12 protein-coding genes and 1 pseudogene are annotated in these 13,696 nt (G+C 26.9%); 6 read left to right on the forward strand and 7 right to left on the reverse strand.

Annotated features, from left to right (window positions below; all coding sequences use genetic code 11):
- Positions 1 to 114: 114 nt before the first annotated feature.
- Positions 115 to 477 carry a GTP pyrophosphokinase gene (locus J7G74_RS16675; protein ID WP_330616350.1) on the reverse strand — a complete coding sequence of 121 codons (363 nt, stop codon included), beginning with the start codon at positions 475 to 477 and terminating at the stop codon, positions 115 to 117.
- Entirely contained in the window at positions 464 to 676 is a 213-nt protein-coding gene (locus tag J7G74_RS16680) for a hypothetical protein (RefSeq protein ID WP_330616348.1), read from the reverse strand. Before J7G74_RS16680 ends, J7G74_RS16675 begins: the two co-directional genes overlap by 14 nt.
- Positions 677 to 1,154: 478 nt before the next feature.
- Between J7G74_RS16680 and J7G74_RS01800 the strand changes: the two genes are divergently transcribed.
- Together J7G74_RS01800 and J7G74_RS01805 are read left to right on the forward strand one after the other, a co-directional pair.
- Positions 1,155 to 2,486 carry a sodium-dependent transporter gene (locus J7G74_RS01800; protein ID WP_297131088.1) on the forward strand — a complete coding sequence of 444 codons (1,332 nt, stop codon included), beginning with the start codon at positions 1,155 to 1,157 and terminating at the stop codon, positions 2,484 to 2,486.
- 266 nt (positions 2,487 to 2,752) lie between these two features.
- A complete protein-coding gene (locus J7G74_RS01805; protein ID WP_297131092.1) occupies positions 2,753 to 3,091 on the forward strand; it encodes a hypothetical protein in 339 nt (112 codons plus the stop codon).
- A 110-nt stretch (positions 3,092 to 3,201) separates the two neighbouring features.
- Here J7G74_RS01805 and J7G74_RS01810 read toward each other — a convergent pair whose 3' ends face one another.
- The gene (locus J7G74_RS01810) at positions 3,202 to 3,528 is read right to left on the reverse strand and encodes a hypothetical protein (protein WP_297131095.1); all 327 of its coding nucleotides are present in this window, start codon (positions 3,526 to 3,528) and stop codon (positions 3,202 to 3,204) included.
- Between the two features lie 153 nt (positions 3,529 to 3,681).
- Between J7G74_RS01810 and J7G74_RS01815 the strand changes: the two genes are divergently transcribed.
- On the forward strand, positions 3,682 to 5,010 hold the full coding sequence (locus J7G74_RS01815; RefSeq protein WP_297131098.1) for a hemolysin family protein: 1,329 nt from the start codon (positions 3,682 to 3,684) through the stop codon (positions 5,008 to 5,010).
- A 100-nt stretch (positions 5,011 to 5,110) separates the two neighbouring features.
- On the opposite strand, the gene J7G74_RS01820 is transcribed toward J7G74_RS01815, so the two are convergent.
- Positions 5,111 to 6,532, reverse strand: a complete 1,422-nt coding sequence (locus J7G74_RS01820) for an alanine/glycine:cation symporter family protein (protein WP_297131101.1) — start codon at positions 6,530 to 6,532, stop codon at positions 5,111 to 5,113.
- A gap of 565 nt (positions 6,533 to 7,097) precedes the next feature.
- Between J7G74_RS01820 and J7G74_RS01825 the strand changes: the two genes are divergently transcribed.
- From J7G74_RS01825 to J7G74_RS01835, 3 genes are all read left to right on the forward strand, one after another.
- A complete protein-coding gene (locus J7G74_RS01825; protein WP_297131104.1) occupies positions 7,098 to 7,400 on the forward strand; it encodes a winged helix-turn-helix transcriptional regulator in 303 nt (100 codons plus the stop codon).
- Positions 7,401 to 7,771: 371 nt separating this feature from the next.
- Positions 7,772 to 8,860 (forward strand): PfkB family carbohydrate kinase, encoded by a 1,089-nt coding sequence (locus J7G74_RS01830; RefSeq protein WP_297131107.1) that lies wholly within the window; start codon positions 7,772 to 7,774, stop codon positions 8,858 to 8,860.
- Between the two features lies 1 nt (position 8,861).
- A complete protein-coding gene (locus J7G74_RS01835; RefSeq protein WP_297131110.1) occupies positions 8,862 to 9,782 on the forward strand; it encodes a pseudouridine-5'-phosphate glycosidase in 921 nt (306 codons plus the stop codon).
- 74 nt (positions 9,783 to 9,856) lie between these two features.
- Here the strand turns inward: J7G74_RS01835 and J7G74_RS01840 are convergent, their stop codons facing one another.
- The 3 genes and pseudogenes from J7G74_RS01840 to J7G74_RS01850 all read right to left on the reverse strand — a co-directional run.
- Positions 9,857 to 11,527 carry an ABC transporter ATP-binding protein gene (locus tag J7G74_RS01840; protein ID WP_297131114.1) on the reverse strand — a complete coding sequence of 557 codons (1,671 nt, stop codon included), beginning with the start codon at positions 11,525 to 11,527 and terminating at the stop codon, positions 9,857 to 9,859.
- Positions 11,517 to 13,259, reverse strand: a complete 1,743-nt coding sequence (locus J7G74_RS01845) for an ABC transporter ATP-binding protein (RefSeq protein WP_297131116.1) — start codon at positions 13,257 to 13,259, stop codon at positions 11,517 to 11,519. Before J7G74_RS01845 ends, J7G74_RS01840 begins: the two co-directional genes overlap by 11 nt.
- 253 nt (positions 13,260 to 13,512) lie before the next feature.
- Positions 13,513 to 13,696, reverse strand: a pseudogene (locus J7G74_RS01850) (NADH peroxidase); the annotation flags it as partial.

Below are 13,696 nucleotides of genomic sequence, written 5' to 3' on the forward strand. Positions count from 1 at the left end.
AATTAATTTATTACAGGTCTCTCTATGCTCTTAAAATTTAAATGTTAAGAAAAGCTTGTGCTATCACTTTCCTTAACAATTAAAAATCAGTACATTTCCATGTACTGTCTTAATTTATATACTATTTTTATCTTCCATCAAACTAATTCTTTTATGTATTTCTTGCATTTGCTCATCTGTATCAGCAATAGTTTTTGCACAGTCTTTTAGTTGTTTTCTAATATCTGCTGGTACATCAACATCAACCTTATACATTAATTCATGCTCTAAGCTAGCCCAGAAATCCATAGCTATTGTACGAATTTGTATTTCTACTTTTATTGGTGTTTTTCCACTAGCAAGAAAAACTGGTACTTCTACAATCAAATGTAAACTTCTATATCCACTTTCCTTTGGAATTTTTATATAATCCTTAGTTTCTATTAAAGTTATATCATCTTGATCAGTTAAAAGTTTCGCTACTTCATGTATATCTATGACTTATGGACTGAATTGGATTGTGCTTGTGTTTTAATTGAAATTCAGTGATTAAATTTTCTAACTTAGTACATATTTCATTAATTGCACAAGAATACTCCATCATCATCTCTTGAAAAATAATACTATTATCTATAAAATCCTTTGGCATATTAGGTATATTTAATTTCTTAGTAAAAAACTTTTGTATATTTTCCATATATCTACCTTTCTAATTCATAATATATAGATACATTTATTTTAACATATCTATAGCCTAAAGGATTACAAATTATAACGTTTATAATATATTTCTTACAAAGTTGAATTCAACTAAATTAATATAATTTTATATTGACATATATCATTTCTACAAATATAATCTTATTTAAGAAAAAATTTTTAGGAGATTATTAAAATGAAACTTACAAACTTAAACTTAGTACAAGTTAATACATATTACTGGAGCTATTATAGTTAAGTTTGTATTTATGATTTGATACATATTCATCATAGATACAAATAAAATTTGTATCTATGATGGATTATTAATATAGGATAAATTAGGCCATGTAGATTATACTATGTGGCCTAATTTATTTTCAATTAGAAAGACCACATAGAAACTATGTGGTCTTTTTATATATTATGGAAATTAATAATTAAAATTTTTAAATTACTATTTAGGAGGAATTAAAATGAGTACTAATTTATCTCAGAAAAAAAATAGAGAAACTTTCTCTTCAAAATTTGGATTTGTAGTCTCGTGTGTAGGGGCTGCATTAGGTTTAGGAAACATATGGATGTTTTCATATAAACTTGGAACATATGGTGGAGCTGCCTTTTTAATACCATACTTCCTATTTGTATTTCTGCTTGGAACATGTGGTCTTATAGAAGAATTTGCATTTGGTAGAGCATTTAAATCTGGCTCTAACATAGGTATTAAAAAAGTTTTTGAGTCAAGAAATTTAAAGGGGGCTTCAATTGTAGCTTCAATACCTGTTCTTGGTCTAACAGGTATATTAATATTCTACTCAATAGTAATAGGTTGGATATTAAAATACTTTGCATTAAGTGTTACTGGTGATATATCAAAAATAAATCCTGCAACTTACTTTGATTCATTCGCTGGGACATCTGCATCAATACCATGGGTTTTATTAGCATTTTTGATAACTTTATTAATAGTTTGCTTAGGAGTAACTAAAGGTATTGAAAAGTTAAATAAAATAATAATGCCACTACTTCTTTCATTATTTATTATTTTAACTATAAGAGCTTTAACTCTACCTGGTGCAATTGACGGTGTGGAATTTTTGTTAATGCCAAGATGGGACGCTTTATTAGATGCTAACACTTGGATAATGGCTTTAGGACAAGCATTCTTTACAGTTTCACTTTCTGGATGTGGAATGGTTGTATATGGAAGTTACACTGATGAAAAATTCGATATTATCTCGTCATCATTTAGTACTGCTTTATTTGATACAATAGCTGCTTTACTTGCTGCATTTATGATAATGCCTGCTGTATTTGCATTTGGACTTAATCCATCAGCTGGACCATCATTATTATTTATAACAGTTCCTTCAATATTTAATGAAATGCCATATGGCAATATATTAAGTATTTTGTTCTTCCTAAGTATAATACTTGCAGCCATATCATCTTCTGTAAATATGCTTGAAGGACCTGTAGAAGCAATAATTTCATCATCAAAAATAAATAGAAAAACAGCTTCAATTTTAGTATCAATTATTTGCTTTGTCTGTTCACTACCTTTAGCAGTAGATATTAATAAATTCAATACCTTTGCTGATTTTATTACAATAACATTTTCTCCAAGTGGTGCAATGATAGTTGCAATAGTTGCTTTCTTCTTATACAAAGGTGATTTTTTAGCTGAAATAAATAAAGGTGCTAAAAGACCTTTAGGTTCTTGGTTTATATTCTTTGGAAGATATATATTTGTACCTGTTACTATTTCAGTTATAATTCTTGGAACATTGCTAGGTGGAATAGGTTAATAGATAAAAAACCACAAAGATCTTTATCTTTGTGGTTTTATTATTATATGTTACTAATAAAATTACTTCTTATAACCTAAATATTAACGTTCTACCTTTTTATTTTTTATTATACATATTATTTATCATATAAAATACGACTTCTGAAAGTATCCTGTATACTTACATATATTTTGAAGGTTTCAATGATTTTATGTCAAATTTTAATAATATAAAATATCATAATATTCGATATAGTATAATCTTTTAGAAGGTTGGTGTATAATATGGCAAGAACTATAGTAAATTTTCCTTATAACTCACTAGGAGTTGCAAGAGTAGATTGTAATGGTATAATACATAATCATTTATATCATGATTGTCCAGTTGGAAGAATAGACACTAACAATATAATTCATTCTCATCCTGTAAATAATTCTCCTATTGGTAGAATTGATTTAGACGGAACAATTCATAATAACCATGTTAGCAATTCTCCTATTGGTAGAGTTGATGAATACGGTTATGTATATGATAATCATAATGTAGCAGTTGCTAGAGTTGAAGGTGAAGACTTCCTTCAAAGCGCAAGCGCTTATCTATTATTAATTAAAGATATAAGATAATTAAATAAAATAAAACACGTCATTTTAAGGGCTTTGATTAAATTCAAAGTCCTTTTATAGTTTGCTTCTATTAGACAACAGTATTATATAATAATTTGAAAATCCAAGTTTTACTCTTCACTTTCCATAAGCTCTACTATTCTTTTATTTAAATTGTATTTATTATTTAAGTTATTTTGAACATATGTAAATATATCACTTACATATTTTTCAAAACTATCTTCTGAGTCTGGAAAATCATTCTCTTCTATGTATTCCATTGTTCTTCCAAGAACTATCTTATATATTTCCTTTTGAGCATCTTCTTCTAATTTAATTTTTTCTTCTGTATCAGGATTTATTAAAGAATCTAATAAATAATTAGTACATCCTCCCGCTAATTCAGCAATCGCCTCTATTTCTTTTAATTCTTCATCTGTTATATTTATATTTGTCATAATTTTTAATCCTTTCTAATTTGTATCTGTAATATATCATAAAAATTAACATTGAACAATATTTAATTTTCGTTCATAATTTTACACAATTTTAATATAATTTACCTATATTATATATATAATAATATTAATAAAGTTTTAGGAGGAGTTTTAATGAGTAGTCTTGATGACCTCTCGAGGAGTGTTTTTCCTCAGCTATTAATAATATTAATACTTACACTGATTAATGCTTTTTTCGCATCTGCTGAGATGGCATTTGTATCAGTGAACAAGCATAAGATTAAAAGTCTAAGTGAAAATAGAAATAAAAAGGCAATCTTATTAGAAAAACTATTAGAAGATCCAAGTAATTTTCTCTCTACAATTCAAATAGGAATCACTCTAGCTGGATTTTTCTCTAGTGCATCTGCTGCCACAACTTTGTCAGTAAGATTATTTAATGTATTATCACTTCTAAATATCCCTTATGCACGAGAGTTTTCTATGATTTTAATAACACTTATATTGTCTTTTCTAACACTTATATTTGGAGAATTAGTACCTAAGAGAATAGCTTTAAAAAGTTGTGAAAAAATAGCATTATTTTCAGTCAAGCCAGTTTATGTATTATCAAAGATAGCAAATCCTATCATAAAAATTCTATCTTTATCAACAAAAATAGTTTTAAAACTACTTAAAATTAACGATGTTGAAGAAGATGATAATATTTCAACAGAAGAAATAAAACTATTAATTACTCAGTCGGAAAAAAACGGAACAATAAACTATATGGAAAAAGAAATAATAGATAAAGTCTTTGATTTTTCAGATAAAATGTCAAAGGAAATAATGACATCTAGAACAGATACTATTTTACTTGATATTAATGATGATATTCAGTCAAAACTTCAAGTATTATTAAGTAGTAAATATTCAAGAGTTCCTGTATATGAAGATTCTGTAGATAATATAATCGGAATTTTATATGTAAAGGATTTAATATCTATATTAATTGATAAGAATTTCGATAGTGTTGATCTGAGAACAATATTGCATTATCCTTGTTTTGTTCCAGAAACAAAAAAAATTGATGAGTTATTTCTTCTTCTTAAACAAAGTAAAAATCATATGTCCATATTAATTGATGAATATGGAGGTTTTTCTGGTATTGTTACAATGGAAGACATAATAGAAGAAATAATGGGTGATATAGATGATGAATATGATATTGATAATTCCAAGATAAAAGATTTAGGAGATGATACTTTTATAATTAAAGGTAATATGTCAATTTTAGACTTTAATAATTTTTTTAGTACAAATATAAAATGCGAAGACTGTGATACGATAAATGGATATATAATTTCTTCATTGAACAGAATTCCATGTAGTGGTGAAAATATTAATTTACTTCTAGATACTTATCAATTAACTGTATTAGACATTGATGATAACAGGATAGAAAATGTAAAAGTAAACTTATGTCAAGAAAAAGTAAGTTAGTATAAGTTTTTCAAAGTGTAAAAATTACCCATAATTTAGATAACTTATAATCCCTTAGTAATATAAAAAAGACTGACTTGCAAAAGTCAGTCTTCTATGATTATATAGCTTTTTCTTCTTTATCAGCTTTCCACTGAGAAACTTTTTCTAATCCTTTTATATTCGCTGCAACAAACACAGGGTCTTTTATTCCAGCTTTCTTTTGTTTAGTATAATCATTTAATGCCATAAATGCATATTTACCAAGTAAAGCTATAGCAACTAAGTTAATTATAGCCATAAGTCCCATAAATACATCTGCTAAGTTCCAGACTATAGCAACTTGTGTAACCGAACCAAATAGAACCATTCCTACAACTATTACTCTGAATACATTTAGAACTGTTTTATTTCCACTTATAAAGTCTATATTTGATTCTCCATAATAATAATTTCCAACTATAGAACTGAATGCAAATAATAATATACATATAGCTATAAATATATTACCTATTGGTCCTATTTGTGAACTTAAAGCAACTTGAGTTAATTCTATGCCTTCTAATCCCGCTGTAGAGTAATCTGGGTATAAAAGAACTATAAAAGCTGTACAACTACAAATTACTATTGTATCAGTAAACACACCTAAAGTTTGTATTAAACCTTGCTTAACTGGATGAGTAGTATCTGCAGTTGCAGCTGCATTAGGTGCAGATCCCATACCTGCCTCATTTGAGAATAATCCTCTTTTTACACCAACTAAAATCATACCACCAATAGTACCAACTGACATTTCTCTAAGTCCAAAAGCACTTTCAAATATCAGTTTTAATATATTAGGTATTTCACTTATATTTATGACTACAACAAATAGTGCAACTAATATATATAAAACTGCAAATATTGGAACTATAATCTCCGATACTTTAGCTATTCTATGCACTCCTCCAAAGATTATTATACCTGTTGCTACAGCTAGTACTACTCCTACTACTAATCTATCAAAACCAAAAGCATTACTGAATGCTGCTGTTATTGTGTTAGATTGAACTGCATTAAATATAAAACCAAAACAAATTGTTATCAATACTGAGAATAGTACTCCCATCTTTTTACTTCCTAAACCTTGCTCTATATAGTACGCAGGACCACCTCTAAAGCTTTCTCCGTCTTTAACTTTATATATTTGAGCAAGTGTACTTTCTACAAAACTTGATGCAGAACCAATTAATGCAATTAGCCACATCCAAAATACTGCCCCAGGACCTCCGGCAACTACCGCCATCGCTATACCTGCTATGTTACCAGTCCCAACCCTTGAAGCTGTAGATATACAAAATGCTTGGAAAGATGATATTGATCCTTCTTTCTTCTCACCTGATGCACCATCACCTAAAAGCCTAAACATTTCTTTAAAATATCTAAATTGAACAAACTTAGTTTTAAAAGTAAAGTATAGACCTAATGAGACTAACATTGCAATTAATATATAACTCCATATAAAATCATTTACTTTTAAAATCATTTCATTTAAAAATTCCATTTTATATCCTCCTCAAATTAATATATTTTATTTACTAATTAGTTTAAAAAATGAATAATTTTTATTTTTTCTTTCATATATACTTATTATATTCTATTTTTTAATACAATTCAATACGATATTGCATATTTTATTACGCAAATTGCATTTTTTTAACCTTGTACACTTAGATATCGTTTTCCCTTGTATATTTTTATTAAAAAAAGAATGTAATTTATTTTTTTTTGCAATTTTCCTTTCAAAACCACTTCGATCTCAAATTAAAAATATCTTTTTTAGTCAATAAAAAATAATTTTCTAATATAAAGTTCGTTATATTGTATATTTTCTATATTTTTAATGGTGTAATATTCTTGTTACATATTTTTCAATTATATATAAATATTACTATTCTAATGCAATTTTCAATATTAAACATTTCATTCTTGAATAAAAGCACTTGGAATTCATTTTCTCAAAATAGTTCTTATTGTTACTAAAAGGTTAGTATCATTTCTTTCTTTTTGATTAAAATAATAATAAATAATAATATCATAATAATATTTGACAAAGGAAGATGATAAACTTGACTAAAGAAAAGAAAAAATGTATATGTAAATTAGATATGACTTTTGAAGCTATACGTAGTAAGTGGAAATTACTTATTATAATTAGCTTATCTACAGGAAGAAAAAGATTTACTGACTTACTAAAATTAAATGATGGTATTAGTCATAAGGTTCTTAATGAAAAACTTAAGGAGTTGCAGGAAGATGACATAATATCTAAAGAGTTTTTCTATGAATACCCTCCAAGAGTTGAATATTTTTTAACTTCTAAAGGATATGATTATGCAAGATTACTAAAACAATTTGAAAATATAGGGTAATGAATTATAAAAATAAAGCCAAGTTAGAAATTACTTGGCTTATATTATTTCTATAATAATTTCTAATTTCTTTTATTGTCTCTTCTTTATTGACACTAGAATATTATAAGTTAACATTAAGTATCATAAATCATACTATATTCTCTTTTGTTGACTTTCATAAAAAATTGAAATACACTTCTAGTAAAAAATTTACACTTATTCATATATTTAGAAAAGCAAATGCAAGAATACTATACATATATTAATAAAGTAAAATATATAATTATTATTTATTTTTATAAAAAACATTGATTTTATATTTGCATAATGATACTATATCATTAACAAATGTTTATTCAAATAAACAAATATTAATTTCAGGTGATTATATGACTTACAGAGAAAAAGAAATTTTACAAATTTTAAAAAATAATCCTATGATTTCTCAACAAGAGTTAGCAGACATGTTAAATATATCTCGAACTTCTGTGGCTGTTCATATAACCAATCTTATGAAAAAAGGATATATACTTGGAAAAGGTTATATATTAAAAAAGGAAAACTATGTAACCGTAATTGGTGGATCTAATATGGATATTCAAGGTTTCCCTAACAAAGATCTAATAATGTATGATTCTAATCCAGGTAAAATTGATATTTCATTAGGTGGTGTTGGAAGAAATATAGCTGAAAACATTAGTAGGCTTAATATTGCTACGAAGTTTATTTCTGCAGTTGGTAATGATTTATATGGAAAAACTATCTTATCAGAGTGTAAAAATTTAGATATTGATATAAATGATTGTTTTGTTTCAGACGAATACCCTACATCAACTTATGTTTCTATTTTAAATAACTCAAAAGATATGCAACTTGCCATAAGTCATATGGATATAATTGAGAAACTTGATGAATCATTTATTCATTTAAAACATAAGTCTTTGGATGATTCTAAAGCAATAATAATAGATACAAATCTGTCACAAGAAGCTATTGAATTTATAACTAGAACTTATTCTCACCTACCAATATTTGTTGATACTGTTTCAACATCAAAATGTATAAAAATTAAAAATATTCTAGGAAGATTTGAAGGTATTAAATTAAATAAATATGAGGCAGAAACATTATCAGGTGTTAATATAAAAAGTATTGATGATGCTAAAAAATCTTGTGAATATTTTATAAATCAAGGTGTTAAAAGCGTCTTTATCACTTTAGGTAGTGAAGGTGTATACTGTGCTAATACAGAAACATCTCTTCATATAAAAGGTGTTAAAATTGATATAATAAATGCTACAGGAGCTGGAGATGCCTTTATGTCAGGGATAATTTATGGATACATAAATAATTTAACTTTAGAAGAAACTGCTAAGTTTTCTGTAGGTTGCTCAATTTTAGCCTTATCTCATAAAAATACAATAAATCCTAATTTAAGTGTGGATTTAGTAGAAAAAACAATAAAGGAGTTTATATAATATGTTAGAAAAATACTTACACGTTCATCCAGAAGTTCAAGAAGCAGTTAAAAATGGTCAACCAGTTGTTGCTCTTGAATCAACAATAATATCTCATGGAATGCCATACCCACAAAACGTTGAAATGGCTAGCAGAGTTGAAGAAATAATAAGAGAAAATGGTGCTATACCTGCAACTATAGCTATAATAGATGGTGTTTTAAAAGTCGGTCTTACTAAAGAAGAAATAGAATTCTTAGCAACTAATAAAAATGTTGTTAAAGCGAGTAGAAGAGATTTACCTTTCATAATATCTAAAAAATTAACTGGTGCTACTACTGTTGCTACTACTATGATATTAGCTGACTTAGCAGGAGTTAAAGTATTCGCTACTGGTGGAATAGGTGGAGTTCATAGAGGTGCAGAGACTACTATGGATATATCTGCAGACTTACAAGAATTAGCTAACACTGACGTTGCTGTAATATGCGCTGGAGCTAAATCAATACTTGATATAGGCTTAACTTTAGAGTACTTAGAAACAAACGGTGTTCCAGTTGTTGGATTTGGAACTGATGAAATGCCTGCATTCTACACAAGAAAATCAGGATTTGGTGTAGATTACAAAGTTGATTCTTCTATGGAGGTTGCTTCTGCTTTAAAAGCTAAGTGGGACTTAAACTTAAAAGGTGGCATGGTTATAGCTAACCCAATACCAGAAGAATTTGAAATGGATTATGATACTATAAATAATGCTATAGAATCTGCTTTAAAAGAAGCTGAAGAAAAAAACATATGCGGAAAAGATGTTACTCCTTTCTTATTAGACAAGGTAAAAACTATAACTGCAGGAAAAAGCTTAGCTTCTAATATACAATTAGTTTATAATAATGCTAAAGTTGCTGCTCAAATAGCTAAAGATTTATCTAACTTAAATAAATAATTTAACTTATTAATATAACAAAACCTCAGTATAAATATTTATACTGAGGTTTTTCTAAATCTAAATTATATATATTATTTCTCATCTACTATAATTCTGCTATCTTTTAAAGTAATAATCTTATCAGAAGTTAACTTTGAAGATAATCTATGAGATATACATAGAACTGTTCTTTCATTAGAAGCATTTTTAAGTACATAAATTATTTTTTCCTCTGTTTCTGAATCTAAATTTGCAGTCATTTCATCTAATAACATTATTGGAGGATTTGTGACTATCGCTCTTGCTATTGATAATAATTGGCACTGTCCTTGCGAAAATAAATAAGGCATTACAGCTGTTTCATACCCTCTATCCAAATTTATAACATAATCATGTAATCCTACAAATTTAATAGCACTTTCAATTTCATTTCTATTTATGTCCTTATCACCTAAACTAATTTGATCATATACACTTCCTTTTATAAAAGAAAAACTTTGCTCTACATACCCAAATATTTTCCGCTTTTGATTGTTAGGAATTTCACTTACATTTATTCCTCCTAATGTAATAGTTCCTTTTTCAGGTTCTAGCAAACCTAAAATAAGCTTAAATATTGTGCTCTTCCCTACTCCTGTTCTTCCTGCGAAAGTTATATTTTCTTTGTATTTAATACTTATAGAGATGTTTTTTAAAATTTCTTTACTTTCACCATAAGAAAAATATACATTTTTAAATTCTATATCTATATTGCTTCTGTCTTTTAATATTGTATCACATGTTAAAGTAAAGTTCTTTTTAGTTTCTTCTTTTTCTTCTAAGAATTCATCTATCCTATAGATAGCTGCGATTGATTGCTGAATACTCTGTAATTCCATCCCTAATTTTTCTATAGGACTAAAAATATTTGTTATTAATTCAATTGAAGCAGCAACTGCTCCTATAGAAATCCCTAAAATATCTAAAGAATCACTTGATAGAATAACTACTATAGCCACTACAATAGATCTTATAATTAATATAATTGGTGAAAAAATAGAATCATAAAAATTTATTTTATCCATAACTTCATAGCTTTCATTCAAATAATCAATATATTTTGCTTCCATATACTCTTCTTTGCTAAAAGATTTTATCATCTGTATATTATTTATACTATCTGGAATATGATTGTTTACTTTTGCTGTTAGTATACGATAGGTCTTTTGTGCACTTAACATCTTTCTTTGAAATGTTCTTGTTAGAAAATAAATTATAGGTATAATACCAATAACTAATATCCCTAATTTATAACTAAACATCCATATAGAAAAAACTATTCCTATAATTTTAAATACATCTACTACCATGCTAATTATACCATTAGTGAATAAGGCACCTACTACTTCCACATCGTTAGAAAACCTAGATACTATAGAACCACTATCATTTAAAGATAAATATTCAATTGGTATTTTTTCTAGCTTATTCATCATTTCTTCTCTTATACGTCTTATTATTTTCTGACCAAAAATAGTAATAAAACCTTCTTTAGCAAAATTAAAAACACCAACTAATGCTATAGATGTAAAATATATAAACGCCGGTATTAACAAATCTTTATTTTTTCCCACTATCAAGTAATCATCAATTATATATTTCAAAACTTGAGGAGTAACTAGACTCAAACTTATTGTTCCAATTATTACAATTACTAATAAAAAGGTAAGTAACTTCGTTTTTTTAAAGACATCAGTAATTAATTTCACTACTTTACTCTTCATCTTTATCACTTTCCTTTCTTTGCTGTAAATTATATAATTGCATATATAAACTTGAATTATTTAATAATTCCTCATGATTACCATAATCAATACTCTTATCTTCTTTTATCAATATTATTTTGTTTAGGTACTTAAAAATTGATAATCTATGTGAAATTAATAAAATTACGGAGTCTTTATAATTATTTCTCATATTCTCAATAATAGATTTTTCTGTAATCATATCTACAGCAGAAAAAGGATCGTCTAATATTATTATTTTATTTTTATGGTAAAGAGTTCTGGCAAGAGCAATTCTAGCTTGTTGCCCTCCGCTAAGTCTTATTCCCCCATTTCCAACCAATGTATATATTCCATCATCCATGTATTTTAAATCTTTATCAAAACAAACCATTTTCAAAACATGAGAAATATCTCCATCATCTCCTAGAGTTATATTATTATAAATAGTATCAGATACTAAATTTGGATTATGACCCAAGTAAGAAATCAATTTACTTCTTTCATATGGACTATAGTCTCTTAATTCTTTATTATTAATTTGTAAAATTCCTTCATAGGAATATTCACATAAAAACAATTTGCCTAATGTTGATTTACCACAACCAATAGGACCAGTAATTCCAATAATATCACCTTTTTTGCCTTCTAAATTTAAATTTTTTATTATATAATCATTTTCATTATAAGAAAAATCCAATCGTTTTATATTTAAATATATGTCATCATTCATATAGTTTAATTTTTTATCTGTTTTGTGATATTCTTTAAGATAGGTCTTAATTCTCCCCCATGAAACCCTAGACTTTTGGATAGTATTAAACAACTTTGCTATTCTACTAGCTTTAACTGCCATTACAGTAAATAAAGATATATATGATGAAAACATTCCTACTGTAAAACTACCATTATAAGTCTGATTACCAGCCATAATTATAACAAATATTATTCCACTCATAGCAATAACATTATAAATAGGTTGCATGGCATTTTCCCATACATTAGCTATAATCGCCTTTCTTTCAAAATCAGATAATTCTACTTCGTATATTTTTTTGTTATCTAATTCTCTTCCATACAGTCTATATAAAATAGCATTATCTATTCTATCATAAGTTAAGTCTGAAATTTGGGATACTTTTTCACGATATTCCCTCGTAAATTTAAATATGACTTTTTTTAATCTCTCAGCTATCAATACTGCCAAAGGAATAAATACACTACCACATAACGTTATATTTACATCATAATTTAAAAGAGTTATAAAATATGTTATGAATAGCACTCCAGTATCGAATACTTCTGTTGTAGATTTTCTCATACCTTCTACACAAACATCCACATCTGATATTGCTTTTGTCATAAGGTTTCCCATATTTTCATTGTGAAGTTCTTTTTCACTTTTATGAATTAAATTATTATAAATCATAAATCTCATTGTTGCTGTAGTTCTATTGGCAAACTGCCTAACAAAATATCTTTTTAAATATCTAAAAAACTGTACTAATCCTATAACTAAAATAAAAGTGAGTGATAATTTAGACAATCTATATAAATTTTGTTTCTCTATTAAAGCATCTATCAATTTCCCCTGATAAATTGGACGAGCTATCATTCCTACATTATATAAAATTCCAAATATAGTAAGTAAAGCTACAGTTTTCCTTTCTTTAATCCAATAATTTTTAATTTTATCTGGATTTTTCATAGGACTAATTGGGCTTTTTCTCATATTAATCCTCCTTAGAATGTAATATCATATATTAAAATATTAGAATATTTAACAAAAAATGCTCAGTATAAAAAATTCACTTCGTTTAAGCCTTTGCGTGGTCACTCCACTTCATATCTCCGACAACTGCGTCCGTTGTACAAATTCATCAGTTGGGATTATAAGCTATCCATAATTCAGGTAATTTATAATTCCTTAAAAGATAAAAAAGACACTTATAAAGTTATAAGTGTCTTTTGATATTAAGATAATATTAAGCTTGTTTTCCAAAATGTCTTTCTAATAATCCTAAGAATGCTTTACCATGTCTAGCTTCATCTTTACACATTTCATGAACTGTATCATGTATAGCATCTAATCCTAATTCTTTAGCTCTCTTAGCTATTTTTAATTTTCCTTCAGTGGCTCCATATTCAGCTTCTACTCTTGCTTCTAAG

Source organism: Terrisporobacter sp., assembly GCF_017888745.1.
Taxonomy (GTDB): Bacteria; Bacillota; Clostridia; order Peptostreptococcales; family Peptostreptococcaceae; genus Terrisporobacter.